General features: G+C 71.6%; 18 protein-coding genes and 1 pseudogene. 6 read left to right on the plus strand and 13 right to left on the minus strand.

Annotated features, from left to right (window positions below):
- Positions 1 to 40: 40 nt before the first annotated feature.
- Positions 41 to 787: a polyprenyl diphosphate synthase gene (uppS, locus tag HALOF300_RS12700; protein ID WP_156741302.1), complete on the plus strand. Its 747-nt coding sequence runs from the start codon at positions 41 to 43 to the stop codon at positions 785 to 787.
- Positions 788 to 825: 38 nt separating this feature from the next.
- On the opposite strand, the gene tyrS is transcribed toward uppS, so the two are convergent.
- Both tyrS and HALOF300_RS27735 read right to left on the minus strand, forming a co-directional pair.
- A complete protein-coding gene (gene tyrS / locus HALOF300_RS12705) occupies positions 826 to 1,572 on the minus strand; it encodes a tyrosine--tRNA ligase (RefSeq protein WP_269455287.1) in 747 nt (248 codons plus the stop codon).
- A 64-nt stretch (positions 1,573 to 1,636) separates the two neighbouring features.
- Positions 1,637 to 2,029 (minus strand): annotated as a pseudogene (locus HALOF300_RS27735) (tyrosine--tRNA ligase); the annotation flags it as partial.
- 265 nt (positions 2,030 to 2,294) lie between these two features.
- Here HALOF300_RS27735 and HALOF300_RS12710 point away from each other — a divergent pair.
- Positions 2,295 to 3,518, plus strand: a complete 1,224-nt coding sequence (locus HALOF300_RS12710) for a glycosyltransferase (RefSeq protein ID WP_156741303.1) — start codon at positions 2,295 to 2,297, stop codon at positions 3,516 to 3,518.
- On the opposite strand, the gene HALOF300_RS12715 is transcribed toward HALOF300_RS12710, so the two are convergent.
- The 7 genes from HALOF300_RS12715 to HALOF300_RS12745 form a co-directional block, all read right to left on the minus strand.
- Positions 3,487 to 4,428, minus strand: a complete 942-nt coding sequence (locus HALOF300_RS12715) for an AEC family transporter (RefSeq protein ID WP_156741304.1) — start codon at positions 4,426 to 4,428, stop codon at positions 3,487 to 3,489. The genes HALOF300_RS12710 and HALOF300_RS12715 overlap by 32 nt on opposite strands.
- Positions 4,425 to 5,312, minus strand: coding sequence for an NAD(P)-dependent oxidoreductase (locus tag HALOF300_RS12720; protein WP_156741305.1), 888 nt, complete (start codon positions 5,310 to 5,312; stop codon positions 4,425 to 4,427). The genes HALOF300_RS12715 and HALOF300_RS12720 overlap by 4 nt, the downstream gene beginning before the upstream one ends.
- A 47-nt stretch (positions 5,313 to 5,359) precedes the next feature.
- A complete protein-coding gene (locus HALOF300_RS12725) occupies positions 5,360 to 7,282 on the minus strand; it encodes a DUF6807 family protein (protein ID WP_231955302.1) in 1,923 nt (640 codons plus the stop codon).
- Complete coding sequence (locus HALOF300_RS12730; RefSeq protein WP_156741306.1) at positions 7,279 to 8,865, minus strand: glycoside hydrolase family 43 protein; 1,587 nt, start codon at positions 8,863 to 8,865, stop codon at positions 7,279 to 7,281. The genes HALOF300_RS12725 and HALOF300_RS12730 overlap by 4 nt, the downstream gene beginning before the upstream one ends.
- A gap of 413 nt (positions 8,866 to 9,278) precedes the next feature.
- Positions 9,279 to 10,796, minus strand: a complete 1,518-nt coding sequence (gene glpK, locus HALOF300_RS12735) for a glycerol kinase GlpK (protein ID WP_156741307.1) — start codon at positions 10,794 to 10,796, stop codon at positions 9,279 to 9,281.
- 109 nt (positions 10,797 to 10,905) lie between these two features.
- The gene (locus HALOF300_RS12740) at positions 10,906 to 11,655 is read right to left on the minus strand and encodes an MIP/aquaporin family protein (RefSeq protein WP_156741308.1); all 750 of its coding nucleotides are present in this window, start codon (positions 11,653 to 11,655) and stop codon (positions 10,906 to 10,908) included.
- Between the two features lie 91 nt (positions 11,656 to 11,746).
- Positions 11,747 to 13,483, minus strand: a complete 1,737-nt coding sequence (locus tag HALOF300_RS12745; RefSeq protein ID WP_231955303.1) for a glycerol-3-phosphate dehydrogenase/oxidase — start codon at positions 13,481 to 13,483, stop codon at positions 11,747 to 11,749.
- A gap of 170 nt (positions 13,484 to 13,653) precedes the next feature.
- On the opposite strand from HALOF300_RS12745, the gene HALOF300_RS12750 reads away from it, so the two are divergent.
- On the plus strand, positions 13,654 to 14,640 hold the full coding sequence (locus HALOF300_RS12750; protein WP_156741310.1) for a sugar-binding transcriptional regulator: 987 nt from the start codon (positions 13,654 to 13,656) through the stop codon (positions 14,638 to 14,640).
- Positions 14,637 to 15,212, plus strand: a complete 576-nt coding sequence (locus HALOF300_RS12755) for an amino-acid N-acetyltransferase (protein ID WP_231955304.1) — start codon at positions 14,637 to 14,639, stop codon at positions 15,210 to 15,212. The genes HALOF300_RS12750 and HALOF300_RS12755 overlap by 4 nt, the downstream gene beginning before the upstream one ends.
- A gap of 88 nt (positions 15,213 to 15,300) precedes the next feature.
- Here HALOF300_RS12755 and HALOF300_RS12760 read toward each other — a convergent pair whose 3' ends face one another.
- The 3 genes from HALOF300_RS12760 to HALOF300_RS12770 all read right to left on the minus strand — a co-directional run bounded on the left by HALOF300_RS12760 (position 15,301) and on the right by HALOF300_RS12770 (position 17,860).
- Positions 15,301 to 15,852, minus strand: a complete 552-nt coding sequence (locus HALOF300_RS12760; RefSeq protein ID WP_156741311.1) for a hypothetical protein — start codon at positions 15,850 to 15,852, stop codon at positions 15,301 to 15,303.
- 154 nt (positions 15,853 to 16,006) lie between these two features.
- Entirely contained in the window at positions 16,007 to 16,972 is a 966-nt protein-coding gene (locus tag HALOF300_RS12765; protein ID WP_156741312.1) for an HhH-GPD family protein, read from the minus strand.
- A 48-nt stretch (positions 16,973 to 17,020) separates the two neighbouring features.
- Complete coding sequence (locus tag HALOF300_RS12770; protein ID WP_156741313.1) at positions 17,021 to 17,860, minus strand: LysR family transcriptional regulator substrate-binding protein; 840 nt, start codon at positions 17,858 to 17,860, stop codon at positions 17,021 to 17,023.
- Positions 17,861 to 17,897: 37 nt separating this feature from the next.
- Here HALOF300_RS12770 and HALOF300_RS12775 point away from each other — a divergent pair, with 37 nt between their 5' ends.
- A complete protein-coding gene (locus tag HALOF300_RS12775) occupies positions 17,898 to 18,275 on the plus strand; it encodes a DUF5997 family protein (RefSeq protein WP_156741314.1) in 378 nt (125 codons plus the stop codon).
- A 68-nt stretch (positions 18,276 to 18,343) separates the two neighbouring features.
- On the plus strand, positions 18,344 to 19,282 hold the full coding sequence (locus HALOF300_RS12780) for a hypothetical protein (protein WP_156741315.1): 939 nt from the start codon (positions 18,344 to 18,346) through the stop codon (positions 19,280 to 19,282).
- Positions 19,283 to 19,430: 148 nt separating this feature from the next.
- Here HALOF300_RS12780 and disA read toward each other — a convergent pair whose 3' ends face one another.
- Positions 19,431 to 20,510, minus strand: coding sequence for a DNA integrity scanning diadenylate cyclase DisA (disA, locus tag HALOF300_RS12785; protein ID WP_154792831.1), 1,080 nt, complete (start codon positions 20,508 to 20,510; stop codon positions 19,431 to 19,433).
- Positions 20,511 to 20,534 lie beyond the last annotated feature (24 nt).

Below are 20,534 nucleotides of genomic sequence, written 5' to 3' on the forward strand. Positions count from 1 at the left end.
GTCGACGAGGTGTCGAGCAAGCCTGGCCGATACTGGGGTGGTGAAGACGGAGGGCAGGCGCTGGTGGCGGCCGCGTGACGGCAGGGTCGGCGACGCACCGGAGCAGGTCCACCCTCGCCATGTCGGCATCGTCATGGACGGGAACCGGCGCTGGGCCCAGGCGATCGGCCGGGCCCCGAGTTTCGGCCACCGGGCGGGCGCCGACCATCTCGGCGAGGTCCTGGACTGGCTGAGGACGCGTGGCGTCGACCACGTCAGCGTGTTCGTCCTCTCGGCCGACAACATCCGGAAGCGTTCGACCGCAGAGGTCGGCTACCTCTTCGACCTCATCGAGTCCGTCCTGCCGGCGACCATCGAGCGGACGCAGCACTGGCAGGTCCACCTCTCCGGCGACCTGGCCCTGGTGTCGCCAGGCGCGCGCCGAGCACTGCGACGTGCCGTCGAGAGCAGCCAGGGACGGGCCGGCCATCTCACGCTCGCCATCGGCTATGACCCACACGCGGACATCGTCGCCGGCGTGCGTGCGGCGCTAGCGGACGGTGCCGCGGATCGGGACGGCGCCGGCCTGGTCGAGGCGATCAGCGAGTGGCTGCCGGGCGGGCCGGTTCGTGACATCGACCTGGTCATCCGCACCAGCGGTGAACGCCGGATCTCGGGCTTCTTCCCGTGGCAGGCCGCCCGCGCCGAGATCATCTTCTCACCCAAGATGTGGCCCGCGTTCACCGAGGCCGACCTCGATGTCGCGCTCGCGGAGTACGGCCGCCGACGCGCGGCAGCCGACACCTGACCGCGACGGTCGATCCCGGTCCGGCGCCCGATCTCGTCTCATGGGCCGACCACCACCTCGAACCAGTTCCGCCGGCCGACCTTCAGGATGGCGCCGGTCGAGATCGCCGGGCGCGCGTCGCCGTTCCGCAGCGGCGCCGAGTCGAGGGACACGGCGCCGTCGGCGATCAGGCGTCGGGCGGCATTGCGAGACAGTTCCGGTCGGGCAGCCAGGACGATCTCGAGCACCGCACTGGTGGGCGAGACGGTGAGGTGAGGGACGCCGTCGGGCAGTCCGTTGCCCGAGAACACGCGCGTGAACTCCGCCCGTGCCCGCCCGCCCGCGACCGAGCCGTGGTAGCGGGCCACGTCCGCCTCGGCGAGGTCGAGCTTCGCATCGCGGCTGCTCGCGCCGCCCTGCCGCGCTCGGCTCTCGAGATCCTTCACGACGGCGTCGGGCAGGTCCGTGTAGACGCGCGCCCAGGCGCCGATCAGGTCGTCCTGGAGCGTCATCAACCGTCCGAACTTCTCGGACGGGGCGTGCGCCAGGGCGACGTAGTTGTTCAGTGACTTCGACTGCTTCGCGCCACCGTCCAGCCCGGGCGTGATGGTGCTCGTGATGACGGTCTGCGGGCGCTGGCCGTGCTTGGCCTGCAGGTCGCGGCCGACGGTCTCGTTGAACAGCTGGTCCGAGCCGACGATCGTCAGGTCGGAACCGAGCGCGACGCTGTCGTAGCCCTGCAGCACCGGGTAGATCAGCTCGTGGACGCCGATCTCCTGACCCTCGCGGATGCGTGCCTTGAACATGTCGGCGTGCGATGAGCTGGGCGTGGGTGACGAGGCCGAGCTCGCTGACCAGGTCGGCGATGGCCATCCCGTCGAACCACTCGGAGTTGCGGCGGACCTCGAGCACCTCCGGGTCGTCGCGAAGCACCATGGTGACCTGGCTCAGGAACGCCTGGGCGTTCGTCTCGATCTCGTCCGGGGTGAGTACCGGCCTGGTCCGGCTGCGTCCGGTCGGGTCGCCGATCCGGGTGGTGGTGTCGCCGATCAGAAACACGACGACGTGCCCGAGGTCCTGCAGGTAGCGCATCATACAGAGGTTGACCGCGTGGCCCAGATGCAGGTCAGGCGCCGTGCAGTCGACGCCGAACTTGATCCGCATCGGCCGCCCCGATGCGAGTCGGTCGATCAGGTCGGTGCGGCCGAAGATCTGGTCGGTCGTCCGTCCCAGGTGGGTGAGCACGGCCTGGCTGTCGTTCATTTAGGTCCTCCTCGATGGTGCGCTCGAGCGAGGACCGATGCAGCCACTCGCTCAGAGACGACGAAAGGTGAGGACCATGTGGTCCTCACCAGTGACTCTGGGGTGGCGGCCGGCTACGTCAGGGGCGCGCGGGCGAACGGCTCACACCAGAGCCGTTCGGATACACGCGACGCATCAGCACGTTCGGCAGCCTATCCGATCACCGGGGTTGAGACGGAGACGGTCGGCGAGGCGCCGCTCCCGGATCGCGCACTACCGTGTGCAGATGTCACCTCTGCGGTTGGCGCTCGTCTGCCTGCACACCTCACCAGCCACGGAGCCGGGTGCCGGTGACGCGGGCGGGATGAACGTCGTCGTCTGGCAGCAGGCGCAGGCACTCGCCGCGCTCGGGCACCGGGTCGAGGTGATCACCCGGCGATCCGATCCCGGCCAGAGCGATCAGTCGACGCCGAGCCCGCACCTGACCCTGCGGTTCCTCGACGCGGGGCCGCCCCAGCCGCTGCCGAAGGGGGCACACGAGGACGTCATGGCGGAGTTCGGCGCCGCGCTGGGACAGCTGGCCGGTCCTGGGCGATACGACCTGATCCACTCCCACCACTGGTTCTCCGGGATCGCGGCACTTCCCCTCGCGCGGACCCTTGGCGTGCCGCACGTGCAGAGCTTCCACTCGATCGCGGCCCCGGAGTCCACCCCGCTGTCGGCGGGGGAGCGACCCGAGTCGCCCGGGCGCCTCGTCGGGGAGGCGATGCTGGCGCGTGAGTCCGACCTGGTGGTCGCGATCAGCGCCGCCGAGGCGCGGACGGTCACGACCCGCCTCGGGGCCGATCCCGGACGAGTAGTGATCGTCGGACCCGGCGTGGACAACAACCTGTTCCACCCTGACCTGCGCCACCATGAGGACACCGGTGCGCAGCACCAGGAGCCTGGGCATCTGCTTGTGGCCGGCAGGCTGCACCCACTCAAGGGAATCGACCTGGCCATCGAGACCCTCGCGCTGCTGCCCGAACCTCGTCCGCTGCTCGTGATCGCGGGCGACGCGGCCAGTGACACCGCCGCCTACGCCGAGCGGTTGCGCGCGCTTGCCCGGGATCGCGGCGTCGCTGAAGTCGTGCAGTTCGCCGGGGCGCAGCACCGGGCCGATCTGGCGAGCCTGATGCGTACCGCACGGGCCGTCCTGGTGGTGTCGCACTCCGAGACCTATGGCCTGGTGGCCCTCGAGGCCTCCGCCTCCGGGGTGCCGGTGGTGGCCGCCGCGGGCGCCGGCGGGCTCGCCGAGGCGGTGGTCGACGGCGTCACCGGTCTGCTCGTGCCCACCCGGGACCCGGGTGACTGGGCCGCCGCGGTCGAGCGGATCCTCACCGAGCCGAAGCTCGCCGGCGGCCTCGGGCGGGCCGGGCGGGAGCGCGCGCTCGGTCTGGACTGGGAGAACTCAGCCCGGGACCTGCTCGCCGCCTACGTCAGTGCATCAGGGCGACGACCACGATCATGACCGGCAGCGACAGCACCGTGGTGACCAGTTGTGCGTCCCGCGCGATCGCCTGCCCCTGCCCGTACTGGAGGGCATAGACCAACACGTTCTGCGCCGTCGGGAGGGAGGCCATCAGGACCACCGCGAGGGTCTCGCCGGGGCTGAGCGAGAGTGCGGCGGCGATCCCGAAAGTGAGCAGCGGGTGCACCACGGCCCGAATCACGGTCACCACGATCAGGTCTGGCAGCGGAGCGCGCGTGGCCACCGGCCGCTCGGCCGCGCCGGAGCCCTTCTTCGACCCGACCAGCGAGAGCCCGAGCGTGATCAGGGCGAGCGGCGCGGCCGCCGCCCCGACGAGCCGGAACGGCTCCAGGACGAACTCGGGAGGCGACCACGGCAGCACCGCGAGCACGATGCCGAGGCCGGCGGCGATGGTCACCGGGTTCGTCAGCGGTCGCAGGATGAGCTGGCGCCGGGAGGCACTGCCCGCGGGCCGGGTGTCCAGGACCGCGAACGCCACCGGCGCCAGCACCAGCAGCTGCACCAGGAGCACCGGCACCACCGGCACGGCGGTGCCGAGCACGTACACGGCGAGCGGCAGGCCGAGATTGCCGGCGTTCAGATAGGAGCTCGACAACGCGCCCACCGTCGCCTCCCCGGTGCTGCGGTGCAGCACGAACCTGAAGATCACGCCCGCACCGCCCGCGACCATCAACGTGGCCAGGACCGTGGTCAGCGCGCTGGAGGTGAACAGCAGACCCAGGTCCGTCTCGGCGATCGTGGTGAGCAGCAGCGACGGCGTCGCGACCGTGAACACGAGCTTCGCGAGCACGAGCTGTGCGCTCGGTCCGAGGACCTTTGTGGTGCCGAGGATCCAGCCGATGACGGCGATCACCGTCATCGTGCCCAGCGCGATGAGGATCCCGCTCACGAGGCGGACCGCTCGTCGAGGTAGCGCTGCACCACCGACGAGTCCAGGTCGCCAAGTCCCGCGGCCACGACGCCGGCGAACACCTGCTGGAGGAACTGCGCGTGCTCGGTCGGGCCGCCGGTCAGCCGTGCCTGCGCCCGGGCGAAGTCGAGGTCCTTGATCATCAACCGCGCCGCGCTCGCGGGTTCGTGGTCGTGGGCGACGAGCCTCGGGCCCTTCACGTCGAGAAGCCTGCTGCCGGCGTAACCACCGCCGAGGACGTCGAACATCGCGGCCAGGTCCAGGCCGGAGCGCTCGGCGATCACCGCAGCCTCCGCGAGCGCCACCGTGGTGGCCGCAACGATCAGCTGATTGCACGCCTTGGCCACCTGGCCCGAGCCGAGTGGGCCGAGGTGGACGGCCCGCCCGCACGGGGCGAGCAGCTCCACGACGGTCGCGGCGTCCTCGTCCGCGCCCCCGACGAGGATCGACAGTGTCCCGGCGACGGCACCCTCCCGGCCGCCGCTGACGGGGGCGTCGACCACTCGCACGGCGCCACCCGTGCGCTCGGTGAGGTCGCCGGCCAGGGTGCGGACGCCGTCGGGCGACGAGGTCGAGCAGACCACGAGCAGCAGGTCACCGGTGCGTCCGGCGAGCAGACCGTCCGGACCCTCCAGCACCTCGCGCAGCTCGGGCAGGTCCGGCAGCACGGTGACGATGACGGCGCACTCGGCGGCGAGGGCCGCTGGGGTCGGCGCCCAGTCCGCGCCCGCCTGGAGGAGTTCGGCCGCCGACCCAGGGCGGCGCGCCGTCACGAGCAGCCGGCCATCCTCGCGTCGGGCGGGGAGCAGGTGCCCGGCCATCGGCGCACCCATGGTGCCCAGGCCGATCACGCCGATGTTCATGGGCGGCAACCTACCGCCGATGCGATGCCCGCCGGCTGCCCGGCCGATCAGTGGACGCCCGGCAGGCCTGGCAGCAGGGCCTCGATCTCGTCGCGGTCCAGGGCGCGGTCCACCAGGAGCGCATGCAGCTCCAGCGGCAGGTCGGCACCCTCGGTGACGGTGAGCGGGGTGTCCCAGACCAGCGCGGGACCCACCCCCAGGTAGTCCCCGGCGCGGGCGAACCACGGACGCACGGCTGGCCCCTGGATCAGCAGGGCCGTCCACGCACCCTCCTCGCCGGCCCGGGAGACGGCCAGCCAGGGGGACGTCGAGCCGTGTGCGGCGTCCTCGCCCTCACCGTCGGCCACCAGCAGGCCGGCCGGGCCGCCGAGCGGGAATCGCCAGAAGATCCCGCCGTAGCCGGCTCCCGGGCGGCCGGACGTGGCCGGGCTCTCGATGGTCAGGGCCCGCACGGCCCGTAGGTCACTGCGCCACGACAGCTGCCAGCCATCCGCCCCGGGGCGGGCCGCGGCGGTCAGGGTCCGGTCCTCCTCGACGAGCACCTCGCCCTCGTGGGAATGCCACACGAGATGCTCGGACAGGGTCGCGCCGGTCAGGGTCAGGTCGTGCGGGACCTGGGTGCCGTGGTTCTCGAGCAGCGTCGGTCCGGCGCCGCGCACGAACGTGCGACCACCCCAGAACGACGTGCCGTTGACGGCCGGGACCGCCAGGGACAGCCCGTACTGGTGCCGGTGGTCGACCGGGCTCTGCTCGGTGAGCATGGTGCCCGCGAGGGTGTAGATCGGGTGGAGGTACGGGCGCGGGGCGTGCACATCGGGCATCGCCGCGTGGCGCTCGTACCTGGCCAGCTCGAGGCCGTCCACGCCGAGGACACCCACCTCGTCGTCCCGGCTCCAGAGCAGCACCCCGGGCGCCGCCAGGGTCGCGGGTGCCTCCGCGCCGGTGACCTCGGCGGCCGGGCCGCTGCGTTCGCGGGGGACCGGACCGGAGCTGGCCCGTTCCACCAGTCGTGGCCGGAAGTACAGGGAAGGGCGCTCGCCGCCGCCGAGGATCAGCTGGTGCAGCTGTTCCCATGCCTGGCGGCCCAGCTCGGCCTGCGGCACGGCCATCGTGGTCAGCGCCGGCGTCGCGTACCGGGCGAACGCGATGTCGTCGAAGCCGACCACGGAGATGTCCCCGGGCACGCCCACCCCGGACTCGTTCAGCTTGCCGAGCAGCCCGAAGGCGACCAGGTCGTTGTAGGCGAGGACCGCCGTCGCCCGGGAGCCTAGTACCGCGTCGAGGGCGGCGTAGCCGTCCTCGATCATCGCGCCGCATGGCTCGTACCGGATGCTGATGTGCGGGTTCTCGCCCTCCAGGGCGCGCAGTGCACGCAGCCGGACGGTGTTCGAGGTGCTGCTCTCCGGTCCGGCCAGGTAGATGAAGGCGGTGTGCCCGAGCTTGATCAGGCGCTGGGTGAGGGTGCGGATACCGTCGGCGTAGTCGACCGAGAGCACGGGTACGGATGCGTCCTCCGGGTCCCGGTTCACCACGACCACGGGTCCGGCGGTGGCGAGGACCTGCGCGAGGTCCGCGTCCGGCATCCGGGGCGAGCACAGGATGAGGGCGTCGCAGCGTCGCCGGGCCTCGAGGGCCAGTTCGAGCTCGCGGCTCGGGTCCTCGATACTGTCCGCGACCAGGACCCGATAGGAGTCCCGGGCCGCGGCCTGATTGGCTCCGCGCAGGATCTGCTGGAACATCGGGTTCGACAGGTCCGGCACCAACAGCGCCACGGTCTGGGTGCGGCCGAGGGACAGGCTCCGGGCGACGGTGCTCGGGCTGTAGTTGAGCTCGGTGGCGACGGCGCGCACGCGCGCGGCCAAGTCGGCGCGGACGGTGGACCGCCCGTTCATGACTCGGGACACGGTGGCCCGGGAGACCCCGGCGGCGTCAGCGACCTCGGCGATGGTGGCGACCCGTGGGGTGTTCACGCGATCACCCCGGTTGTCGACGCGTTCGCCCGGACCTGGGCCGCGTACGTCGCGGCGTGCATGCTGAGCGTGACCGGGCCGAACCGGGCGCGGGTGCCGTCGTCGGTGCCGACCGGGGCGACGGCGAAGAGGCCGAGCTCGGCCCCGATCCACCGGCCGGGGCGGACCTCGAATCCTCCGACGGCCCGGACCCAGTCCGCGCCATCGGGGAGCCGGTAGGCCAGGTCGGCGGTGCCGGTGCCGTCGCTGGTGAGGCGGATCTCGATCGTTGCCGGGCCGGGCAGGTCCGAGCGATGCACGCGCTCCTCGGTGACGCCGTCGAGCAACCGGCCGGCCGCCACGGTGACACCGTCGTCGGTGTGCTCGAGCCCGAGCCAGCAGTACGCCTGACCGAGGACCACGAGCCCGGCGCGGGTGCCTGGAACGCCGTCGGGCAGGCTCAGGCTGGTGGTCGCGGTGAGCGGCTGTCCCGGCAGGACCTGACCGAGTACATTGCCGAGCCGGCGCAGGTCGCCTCGGTCCGCCGGTACGGCAGCCAACGCGAGCGAACCGGACCCGTCCGGGTGCGCCCAATGCGGTGCCGGGTTCGCCTGCCAGTGCCACTGCGGACCGAGCCCGGCGGCGGTGAAGTCGTCGCTGCCGTCCGGCCCGTGGCCGGCCTGTACGGTTCCCGGCACCGGGGTCTCGTGCTCGAGCACGGGCCGGCCAACGCCGTCGGGGCCCGATTCACCGAGCACCGGCCAGCCGTCGTCGTCCCAGGCCATCGGCTGCAGGTGCACCACGCGGCCGTACGCGCCACGGTCCTGGAAGTGCAGGAACCAGTCGGCGCCGTCGGCGGTGTCCACCCACGCACCCTGATGCGCACCGTTGATCGGCGTGTCACCCTGGGCGAGCACGATCCGGCCGGAGTACGGGCCGAACACGTCGCGGGAGCGGAACACGGACTGCCAGCCGGTGCTGACGCCGCCGGCCGGTGCGAAGATCCAGTACCAACCGTCCCGCTTGTAGAACTTCGGGCCCTCGAGGGTGGTGTAGCCCGGCAACGCGTCGCCGTCGATGACCGTGCGCGGGCGGCCGATCGGACGGCTCAGGTCGGGCGCCACCTCCACGACCGTCAGCTGGTTCTTGACCCCGGCCCGGCTCGCGGCCCAGCCGTGCACCAGGTAGGCGCGGCCGTCGTCGTCCCAGAGGGGGCACGGATCGATGAGGCCCGAGCCGGCCAGCAGCAGCGTGGGCTCGGACCACGGGCCCGCCGCCGAGGTGGCTCGGGTGGTGAAGATGCCGTGGTCCGGGTCGGGGTAGACGATCACCAGGTCGTCGCCGTGCCGCCGGATCGCGGGGGCCCAGACCCCGTCACCGTGCCGAGGGAGGGTGAAGTGGTCGACCGGTGGCACAGCCGCGAGGGCATGGGAGGCGACCGCCCAGTTCACCAGGTCGGGAGAGGTCAGCACCGGTAGACCGGGTGCGCGGTTGAAGCTGGAGACGACCATGACATAGATGTCGCCGTCACGGATCACGTCAGGATCGGGCCAGTCCGCGTCGAGGACAGGGTTGAGATATCGCCCGGGCGGCGTGGTGGTCATCGGCATCGCGTGTCCTCCGGATCATGAGGTCTGCGTGCAGAGTACCCGATCAGAAACCGGTTGCACGTCACTTGGCCGCAATCGCGTGCAACTGTCGCACATCCGAAGGCAGCGTGGAGCCCGTCGCTGGAGGTTCCGATGGCCGACAGAGTGCTCCAATCGGCATATCCACGGGCACCACGGTGTGGTAGCGGTTCGACGGATCCGATCCCCGGGCGAGCCCTTCGTGAACTGCGATCGCGAGGAAACCGGTTGCCGCTGATCGGATTCCGAGGACTTCGCGCGTTCTTCGAACTGTACGGGGTTGCGCCGCTCGGCGCCGGTGCATCGTCAGGTCGGACAGTGGAGTGGTCAGAGGCCGAACGGCCCCGTCCCGGGCGGGAGAGGGCCGTTCGGCGGTGTACCTGCGTGGCTCAGGCCTCGGTGTCGTCGTCGACCCAGTCGAACGTCTTCGTCACGGCCTTCTTCCAGGTCCGGTACAGGCGCTCTCGGTCGCCCTCGTCCATCGAGGGCTCCCAACGCTTGTCCTCGGCCCAGTTGTCGATGACGTCCTGCTCGCCGTTCCAGAAGCCGACCGCGATCCCGGCGGCGTAGGCCGCGCCGAGCGCCGTGGTCTCGGCGACCTGTGGCCGTACCACCGGCACCCCCAGGATGTCCGCCTGGAACTGCATGAGCGTCTCGTTGGCGATCATGCCGCCGTCGACCTTCAGCTCGGTCAGGTCCACGCCCGAGTCCGCGTTCATGGCGTCGAGGACCTCGCGGGTCTGGAAAGCGGTCGCCTCCAGCACGGCTCGCGCGATGTGGCCCTTGTTCACGTACCTGGTCAGGCCCACCAGGGCGCCACGTGCGTCCGCCCTCCAGTACGGCGCGAACAGCCCGGAGAACGCGGGCACGAAGTACGCGCCACCGTTGTCGTCGACCGTGTTGGCCAGGTCCTCGATCTCCGGGGCGGAGGAGATGATGCCGAGGTTGTCCCGCAGCCACTGCACGAGCGACCCGGTGACGGCGATCGAACCCTCGAGCGCGTACACCGCGGGCTGGTCCCCGATCTTGTAACAGACGGTGGTGAGCAGGCCGTTCTCCGACGGGATCTGTTCCGTGCCCGTGTTGATCAGCATGAAGTTGCCGGTGCCGTAGGTGTTCTTGGCCATGCCGACCTCGAAGCAGGCCTGGCCGAACGTGGCGGCCTGCTGGTCGCCGAGGATGCCCGCGATCGGGACGCCCGGGACCATGCCGCCCTCGCGGCCCTTGCCGTACACCTCGGAGGAGGAGCGGATCTCGGGCAGCATCGAGGTCGGGATGCCCATGTCGGCGGCGATGCCCTCGTCCCAGTTGAGCGTGGACAGGTCCATCAGCATCGTGCGGGACGCGTTCGTGACGTCGGTGACGTGTACGCCGCCGTCCTTGCCGCCGGTCATGTTCCACAGCACCCAGGTGTCCGTGTTGCCGAACAGCAGGTCTCCGGCCTCGGCCTTCGCGCGGGCACCCTCGACGTTGTCGAGGATCCACTTGACCTTCGGTCCGGAGAAGTAGGTAGCCAGGGGTAGGCCGACCTTGGCCTTGTACTTCTCGGCGCCCTCGGTGCCGCCGAGCTCCTCGACGATCTTCTGCGTGCGCGTGTCCTGCCAGACGATGGCGTTGTAGACGGGCTCCCCGGTGGTCTTGTCCCAGACCACCGCGGTCTCGCGCTGGTTCGTGATGCCGACCGCCACGATGTCGCGGTGGGTGAGGTTGGCCCGGGTCAGGGCGAGCGCGACGACCTCACGGACGTTCTTCCAGATCTCCAGGGCGTCGTGCTCGACCCATCCGGCCTTGGGGAAGATCTGTTCGTGCTCGAGCTGACCGGACTCCACGATCTGCCCGGCGTGGTTGAAGATGATCGCGCGGGAACTGGTGGTGCCCTGATCGATGGCGAGTACGTAGTCGGCCATGGTGTTTCCTCTCACTTCCTTGTGGTGCGCCCGGTGTGCGGACGTTCATGCGATGGGGACTGAGATGGCCGGGCACGTATCGGTAGGAGTACGCGCCCGGCCGGGTGGATCAGAGTGAAACGGTGGCGAACAGGCCGGCGATGACGCCACCGACGATCGGTCCGGCGACCGGCACCCAGGAGTAGCCCCAGTCGCTGGAACCCTTGCCCTTGATCGGCAACACGGCGTGCGCGATCCGGGGACCGAGGTCACGAGCGGGGTTGATGGCGTACCCGGTCGGGCCACCGAGGCTGGCGCCGATACCGAGCACGAGCAGAGCAACCGCGAGCGGCCCCAGACCCGAGGGCGTACTGCCGAACGCGATGATCACGTAGACGAGCACGAAGGTCGCGATGACCTCAGTGACGAAGTTCCAGCCGTAGGAACGGATGGCCGGGCCGGTCGAGAACACCGCGAGCTTGTCGCCCGCGGGCCCCTGCTCGTCGAAGTGCGCCTTGTGAGCCAGCCAGCACACGATCGCACCGAGGAACGCTCCGATCATCTGGGCGAGGATGTAGACGAAGGCATTCGGGACTGTGCCCGCGATCACGGGGAGGCCTTCGTCCGGATTGCCGGCGAAGAAATCCGATCCGTTGGCGAGCAGCCCCAGGGTGACGGCCGGGTTGATGTGCGCGCCCGTGGAATACGCGACGTACACGCCCGCGAACACCGCGAGGCCCCAGCCGAAGTTGATGAGCAGCCAGCCACCGTTGTTGCCCTTGGTCTTCGGCAGCAAGACGTTTGCCACCACACCACAGCCGAGCAACGTCAACATTGCGGTTCCGAGCAGTTCCGGCAAGAAGATTGCACTGAAGTCCACGATGTGCCTCTCTTTCTGATTCGGGAGGTGTTACCTGTGAACGCCCCATCGCGCGCCACAACGCAAATACTGCCGCTTCACAGCTTTGTGGTCAGGAAGGCTCGACGAGCGAAATCATCGGGGCGATGTCGTCAGCCTGGAGTCGTGCCTGCTCACCCTCCTCGTCGGTGGTGGTAAGGGCGGCCGCCTCGGTGGCCGCCCGGCGGTCGAGGTAGGAGCGCCGTTCGGTCTCGCGGCGGGCCTGGTCCCACCCGAGGATGGGGGCGATGACGTCGAGGATCTCCTCGAGCGCGGCCTCGCCTGCGTCCGGGACCTCGTACTCGAGGCGGGTCCGGTGGGCCAGCACGTCCTCCAGGTGGAGCACGAGTTCGTGGGTCGCGGCGAACGCGATCTCCGCCCGCAGGTACGCCGGGGCGTGCTCCAGCGGCCGGGCCAGGTCGGGTTGTGCCTCGACCGCGTCCACGATCTGGGTCAGCTGGGATCCGTAACGGTGCAGCAGGTGATCGACCATCGCCTTCGTCCAGCCGTACTTCTCGGCGTAGGCGCGGGACTTGCGGCGCACGGCCTGCAGTCCGACGGCGCCGGCGAGCGGGATGTGGTCGGTGATCGAGGGCAGCGACTCGGCCCGGTCGCCGAGCGCGAAGTCGACCGCGTCCTTGGCCATCACCCGGTAGGTGGTGAGCTTGCCACCGGCGATCGCGGTGAGGCCGGGGGCGACGGAGGCCACGGTGTGCTCACGGGAGACCTTCGCCGAGGACGTGCCCTCCTTCGTGCCCGGCTGCAGCAGCGGGCGCAGCCCGGCCCAGGTGCCGATGATGTCGTCCTTGGTGAGTGGGTTCGCGAGGACGGCATTGGCGTGCTCGAGGACGTACTCGATGTCCGCGTTCGTGGCCACCGGGTGCCGCAACTCCTGCTTCCAGGGCGTGTCGGTGGTGCCGATCACCCAGTACCGGGACCACGGGATCACGAACAGGACACTCTTCTCGGTCTGCAGGATCAGGCCCTTCTCGCCGCGGATCCGCTCGCGAGGAACCACGATGTGGATCCCCTTCGACGCCAGCACGTGCAGTCCGCCCTCCTCGGCGGCGAGGCCCTCGGTCTCCTCGGTCCACACGCCGGTGGCGTTGATGACCTGGTCGGCCTTGACCGTGAGCCGTTCCCCGGTCTCCGCGTCCACCAGGACCGCGCCGTCCACGCGGCCGGAGGTCTTGGTCAGCTCGACCACCTGGGTGCGGGACGCGGCCAGGGCACCGTACTCGGCGGCCGTGCGGACCAGGGTGACCACGAGCCGGGCGTCGTCGACACTCGCGTCCCAGTACTGGATGGCCCCGATGGCGGCGTCGTGCCGCAGGTCCGGGAAGACCCGCTCGAGCTCGGAGCGGGACAGGTGCTTGTGGAACGGTAGTGCCCGACGGCGCGAGGTCAGCGAGGCGAGGGCGTCGTAGAGCCCGACGCCGGAGCCGACGTAGAAGCGCTGCCAGAACCGATGCTCGAGCGGGTAGAGGAACGGCACCGGACGCACCAGGTGCGGCGCGATCTCGGTGAGCAGGAGGTCCCGCTCGGTGAGCGCCTCGTGGACCAGGGTGAAGTCGAGCATCTGCAGGTAGCGCAGTCCGCCGTGCACGAGCTTGCTGGACCGGCTGGAGGTGCCGGACGCCCAGTCCTGGGCCTCCACGATGCCCACTCGCAGGCCACGCGTCGCGGCGTCGAGCGCGATTCCCGCGCCCGTCACACCACCCCCGATCACGAGGACGTCGAGCGGGGTGCCGTCGGACATCGCGGCAAGCGCATCGGTTCGGGTCTGGGCGGTCAACGCGATCGTGGCCACGGATATCTCTCCTCTTCGAGGCTGCTGTCGGGGCCCGATTCCAACCTGGACTCCTCGCCCGACAGGCCCTGAGGACATGCTTGCCCTGTCCGCACGAGTGCGCAATCATCGTGCACGAATGTGCAGCGCCGCTCGGGCGAGGTGACCGATACGTGAGGGTGAGGTGAGCGATGCGTGAGGACGACGCCTTCCGGGCGGCCACGATGTACTACCTGCAGGACCAGACCATGGATGTGATCGCCCGCACGCTCGGGATCTCCCGGTCCACCGTGTCCCGGCTCATCAAGTCCGCCCGCGAGGACGGCATGGTGCGGATCTCGCTGCGTCCGCCGAGCAGCACGGGGTCCCAGCTGGGGCACCGGCTGTCCGCGACGTTCGGGATCAAGGCGCACGTGGTCTCGGTCCGGGAGAGCGCCTCGGAGGTGCACCGGCTCGAGCAGGTGGCGATGGTCGCCGCCGGCCTCATCGCCGAGTGGTTCGGGCCGGACATGGTGCTCGGGGTGGCCTGGGGCACCACGGTCGCGGCGATCTCGCGTCATCTGAAGTCGTCGCCGAGCCCGGGAAGCGTGGTGGTCCAGCTCAACGGCGCCGCGAACACCTATGCCAGCGGCGTCACCTACGCCAGCGACCTGATCGCGGCGATCGCCGCGGCGTTCGACTCCACGATGTACCACTTCCCGGTGCCGGCGTTCTTCGACTTCCCGGAGACCAAGCGGATGATGTGGCGCGAGCGGAGCGTACGGCGGGTGCTCCAGATGCAGCAGCGGGTGGACGTTGCGCTCTTCGGCGTCGGGGCGCTGTCGGCCGAGGTGCCGTCCCACGTGTACTCCTCCGGCTACCTCGACGACGCGGAGATCGCCTCGCTCGCCGCAGACCGCGTGGTCGGCGACGTGTGCACCGTGTTCCTGCGCGAGGACGGCAGCTTCCGCGACATCGACATCAACGCACGCGCCACCGGCCCGAGCCCGCTCGAGCTGCGCACGATCAAACGCCGGGTGTGCGTGGTCGTCGGCGAGGCGAAGGCACACGCGCTGCTCGGCGCCCTGCGGGCCCGCGTGGTCACCGATCTGGTGACCGACGAGACGACCGCACGGCACGTGCTCGGTCTGCTCCGCGGTGCACCGGGCACCGCCGAGGGTGGCAGGCTGGTGCCGTGAAACCAGACAGCTCCGGCGGCCCCAGCGGCATCGACGATTCGGCTGTGGTCCCGCTGATCCGTCCTGCGCTGCCCCGGGACGTGCCGACGATCCGTACCCTCGTCGAACCGTACGCCGAGCGCCGCATCCTGCTCGCCAAGGACCTGGTCGGCTACTACGAGGGGGTCCAGGAGTTCCTGGTCGCGGAGCTCCGCGGGGAGGTGGTCGGCTGCGGCGCCCTGCATGTGATGTGGGAGGACCTTGCGGAGGTGCGCACGCTGGCGGTGCGCGCGGACACCCGCGGCACCGGCATCGGTCATCTGATGCTCGAAGCGCTCCTGGCGCGGGCCGCCGACCTCGGCCTGAAGCGGGTCTTCTGCCTGACGTTCGAGGTGGGCTTCTTCACCCGGCACGGGTTCGCCCCGATCGTCGGTGAGGTGGTCGAGGCGAGCGTCTTCCACGAACTGCTGCTCTCCCGCGACGACGGCATCGCCGAGTTCCTCGACCTCGCCCGGGTGAAGCCCAACACGCTCGGCAACACCCGCATGCTGAAGGTCCTTGACGTCCCTGGCGGTGCGGCCCCGGTCGAGTAGCAGCGTCGCCTCGGGCGGCGGTACGTCGCCGGGAGGGCCCGACGGCGCAGGCCCGGTCGGTCCGGATGGTCGCCCGGGAGCGGGCGGCTCAGGCGCGCCGCATCGGCGCGAGCAGTACCTTGACCCGTACGATCGCGATGACGACCGCGACCTGGATCGTGAGCACCGCGCCCACGACGGCGCCGAGCAGGCCGGCCGGGGCGGCGATCGCCCAGACGGCGACCCCGCCGATCGCCGCCACCACGACGACGCGCAGCAGCAGCGCGAACGACCGGGCGGTGCGCTCGACGGTGCGCGCGGGCAGCCGGCGGCGGCCCGCATCGGCCGAGTCGGTGCTGCCGGGCTCGCCGACACCGCGCAGGATCGCGGCAAGGCCGATCCCGGCCAGGACGGCGCCGGTGATCGCGAGCAGCTGGCCGACCGCCAGCAGTGTGAACCCGGCGACCATCGGCAGGTCCCGGCCCTGCGGCCCGGCCATGCTGAGCGCTCCCGCGCCGATGAAGCCGAGGACCACCGCCACGGCGCACATCGCGAGCAGCGTCCGGGTGTGGGCCTGCACGCCGCGCGCGATCACCACGTCGGCCGGGGCGTCGTCGGCCGGGGTACCCGACTCCGGGGGCTGCGGGGGTGGCGTGGTCACGGCAACCGAGCGTACCGGCCACACCGCACGCGACCGGGCGACGGTCCGGCCGAACAGAGGTGGACCGTGCGGGACTGCGCGGCCGGCCGGGGCGCGCCGCAGCGCGCCGCCGTGCCTGGGTGAAGAGTCCTCCGGCGAACCGGGTGAGGTCTCCTCAGGCGAGCGGGAGCGTGTAGCCGCGCACACCGCCGTCGGGCGCGGTCTCGGCGGCGACCAGACCGTCGGCGAGCAGGCCGGCCAGGGCGCGCTCGAACTGCGGGCCCGGCTCCCAGACCGCGGCCAGCTCGGCAGTCGTGAGCGGACCGGGCGCGGCCCGCAGCGCTGCCAGGAACCGGCCCCTGGCCTGACGGTCCGTGCCATGCCAGGCCTGCGTCCGGCGCTTGGCGGCGTGTGAGTCCGCGGGTGCCCCGGCGCGACGCCAGGCGCACCCGGTCCGCACCGGGCAGGCCGAGCAGGTCGGGGCCCGGGCCGTACATACCAGCGCGCCGAGCTCCATCAGCGCGGCGTTCCAGCGGGCGGAGTCCTCGTCGCCGTCGGGCAGCAGGTCCAGCGCTCGTTCGGACTCGACGGCCAGCACCGACGGCGGCGGCAGCGCCTGCCCACCGACCAGGCGGGTCAGGACACGGCGCACGTTCGTGTCAAGGACGACGGCGCGGCGCCGGTACGCGAAGGCCGTCACCGCCGCCGCCGTGTAGCTGCCGACGCCGGGCAGGGCGAGCAGGTCCGCCGTCGCGGTGGGCACCCGGCCGTCGTGGTCGCGGCTGATGACTCCCGCGGCCTCCCGCAACCGCAGCGCCCGGCGCGGGTACCCGAGCCGGTCCCAGGCCCGCAGCACGTCCGCCGGGCTGGCGGCGGCCAGGTCGGTCGGGGTCGGCCACCGAGCCATCCAGTCCCGCCACCTCGGCTCCACCCGGGCCACCGGTGTCTGCTGCAGCATGATCTCGCTGACCAGCACGCCCCAGGCCCCGGCGGCCGGGTCACGCCAGGGCAGGTCGCGAGCGTTGGCGGCGAACCAGTCGAGCAGGGCCAGGTGCAGATCGGGTGCCGACCCGGAGCCGACGCGGCCCGCTCCTGCGGCGCCATGAGCAGCGACGTCGAGGCGCTCCACGGGTGTGGTCATGGCGCCAAGCCTAGGTGGGTCGACCTCGCCGGGCGTGCGAGCGCGGCCTCAGCCGCGCCGTCGCCCGGAACCGCCGCGCCGCCCGCCGGTGGACCCGCGTGCTCGGCCACCCTTCCCGCCCCGGCCACCGGCGCGCGAACCGTCGCGCCCGCGCCCGCCCTTCCCGTCGTTCCCGCCCTGGCGGGTCCTTCCGCCCTGACCCTCGCCGCGAGGCGCGGCGGACGCGGAGGAGGCACCGCCGTCGGGCTCTGCCTGGCGACCACGGGAGGAGTTCACGGTGCGGCCGCGCACGATGCCGACCAGGTCCTCGACCTGATCCGTGGTGCGCTCGCTGACCCAGGCGAGCTGAACCGGCGCCTCGGGGCCGCCGTCGAGGCTTCGGTGGGTGACGTCCTTGCGATGGTGCAGCCGGGCCAGCGACTTCGGCACCACGAGCACCCCGATGCCCGCGGCCACCAGTTCCACGGCGGCCGCGGTCGTCGCGGGCCGCTCGCGGGCGCCGAGCCCGGGCAGATCCGCGGCCCCGGTGTACAACACGTCGTCGAGCGGGTGCAGCATCGTCTGGTCGGCCAGGTCCGCCGCGGTCACCGGTTCGTCCTCGCCGAGCGCCGCGAACAGGTGGTCGCGGGAGACCATGACCACCGGTTCCTCCACGTAGACGGTGATGGCGCTGAAGATGGCGGCATCCAGGGGTGGGCCGGCCAGGGCGGCGTCCGCGAGTCCGGCCACCAGGTCGGCGGCGGCGGTCGCCGGCTCGAGCGGGACGAGCATCAACGGGATCCGGTGCCGCTCCTGCCAGATCCGGACCCACTTGGCGGGGGTGACGCCCGGCACGTAGCCGAGGCGGAAGCCGGGGGCCTGCGCGGTTTCATCGGCGTCGGCCAGCATCCGCTCACCCTAACGGTGAGGACCTACGCTGGTGCCCATGAGCCCGAAGGATTCCTCCCAGACCATGAAGTCGACCACCGCGGCGAAGCGGCTCGGCATCTACCTACCGGCGGCGCCGGAGGAGTTCCAGGTCGCCACCCCGACCCGCGCCGAGTTGGAGGAGCTGGAGCGCAACCCCCCGGAATGGCTTGTGGAATTGCGTCGCAACGGACCGCACCCGCGCCCTGTGGTGGCCGGCCGCCTTGCGATCTCGATCGGTGGCCTCGCCCGCGGCGGGGTGACCGAGGCACTCACGACCGAACAGATCCAGGCACTGCGCGACGACCCGCCTGCGTGGCTCGTGACCGAGCGGGCCATCCACGCCAAGGTCCGCGCCGAGGAGGAGCGGCTCGCGGCCGAGCGCACGGCGGACTGAGGCGAGAAGCGCGTCACACCTCGGAGAGCCTCGCCGGAGTTCGCCTTTCCCGGCGTTAACGTCGGGTCGTGACCAGCCAGACGCGCGGGAAGAGCTCGAGGCAGCGGTCCGCCCCGGCCGCCGGCGGCAGGGGCGCGGGCCGACGCTCGGCATCGCGTTCCGCGTCGGCGACCGCCGGCACCGCCTCGCGGCGAACCACGGCGACCGCCACCGCCCGCTCCGCTGCCGGGACGACGGCGCGCGGCACGACGACGCGGAGCACCGCGGGCTCCGCGACGCGCGCCACCGGCTCCTCGAAGAGCGCCGCAGCCCCGGGCGCCGGCGGGGCCGGGGCGAAGGGACGCTCAGCGGCCGGCGGCTCCGGTCGCGGTGGCCCCAACGGCCCGACGCGTGGCACCTATCTGCGCCGTCGGCTGGTCGTCCTGCTGATCGCCGCGGCCGTGATCGCCGCCATCACATTCGGGGTGACCAGGTTCCTGCTGCCTGCGCTCTCCGCCGGGGACCCACCGACCACGGTCGAGACCTCCGCCGGGGGCGCCGAGCCCACCCCGACGGACGGCGCCACCGACGCGGCCACCGGCGCCCCCGACGAGGACGCCCTGTCCAACCCGGTCAGCTGTGTCCCGGCGGCAGTCGGGCTGACCCTGACCCCCGCGGCCGCGAGCACGGCGGCCGGTTCCGGACTCGGGGTTGCCGTCGAGATCGTCAATGCCGGCCAGGTCGCCTGCCTGCTGGACGTCGGCGCCGGTGCACTGACGCTGGAGGTCTACTCCGGCGAGGACCGGGTCTGGTCCACCCAGGACTGCCCGGTCGCCGCGGCCGAGCTGCCGGTGCTGCTGGACACCGGCGCCGCCCAGTCGGCCTCGTTCACCTGGCCCGGCACCCGCAGTGCGGCCGGCTGCCCGGGCGGGCAGCCCGTCGCCGGCGCCGGTACCTACCGGCTCGTGCTGGGGCTGACCACCGACGGTGGTCCGGTCACGACCGAGCAGGCCTTCACCGTCTCGTGAGCCGAACTGCACTCGACCGAGCGCGCACGGCGGGCTGGGCGTGCGCCGTCGAGGGTCGCTGACGCGCTGGTCCGACCGTCAACGGGGCGATTCCGACGCACTGGGTGCCTCGGAATCGCCCCAGAACACGTCCGGGGAGCGACAGTGCTCAGACGAAGCGCTCGAGCAATGAGGACTCCGCCTGCCGGGACAGTCCCTCGCGCACGGCCCTGGCGCGCTGGGTACCGACGCCGTCGACCACCTCGAGGTCGTCGATCGTGGCCGAGAGCATCCGCTGCAGGGATCCGAAGTGCTCCACCAGGGACGTCACCACGGACATCGGCAGCCTCGGCACCTTGGTCAGCATCCGGAAGCCCCGGGGCGCGATCGCCGAGTCCAGCGACTCGCCCTGGCGGCCGCCCACGCCGAGCACCCGGGAGATCTGGGTGAGGTCGATCAACTGGGTCGAGTCCAGTTCCGCGAGTGAGCCGAGCACGTCGTCGAGGGTGCGGGCGCTGCGCACGTCCAGGTAGTCGCGGACCACCAGCTCCAGGTCCGGCCCGATGCCACCGATGAGCTCGTCGAACTGGAGCGCCAGCAGGCGTCCGTTCGTGCCGAGCTCCACCACGTAGTCGGAGATCTCGGCCGAGATCCGGCGCACCATCTCCAGCCGCTGCACCACGGCCGCGACGTCCCGAACGGTGACGAGGTCCTCGATCTCGAGGGCGGAGAGGGTGCCGGACACCTCGTCCAGGCGGGACTTGTACCGCTCGAGGGTGGCCAGTGCCTGGTTCGCGCGGGACAGGATCACGTCCGAGTCCTCGAGCACGTACCGGTGCGCCCCGACGTAGAGCGCGACGATCCGCATCGACTGGCTCACCGAGATCACCGGGTAACCGGTCTGCTTCGCCGCTCGCTCCGCGGTGCGGTGCCGGGTACCGGACTCCGTGGTCTCGATCGTGGAGTCCGGCAGCAGCTGCACCGCCGCCCGCACGATCCGGTTGCGGCTGTGGTCCACGACGATGGCGCCGTCCATCTTGGCCAGCTCCCGCAGCCGGGTGGAGGAGAAGTCCACGTCGAGCTCGAACCCGCCGGAGCAGATCTCCTCGACCACCGTGTTGTACCCGAGCACGATCAGGGCGCCGGTGCGCCCCCGCAGGATCCGCTCCAGGCCGTCCCGCAACTCGGTCCCCGGCGCGACGGCGCGCAGGGTCTCCCGGAAGAGTTCGGGCAACGCCACGTCAGCCACTGGGGTCCCCCAACGAGGTTCGAG

The sequence above is a fragment of the Occultella aeris genome (genome assembly GCF_902703175.1).
GTDB lineage: Bacteria > Actinomycetota > Actinomycetes > Actinomycetales > Beutenbergiaceae > Occultella > Occultella aeris.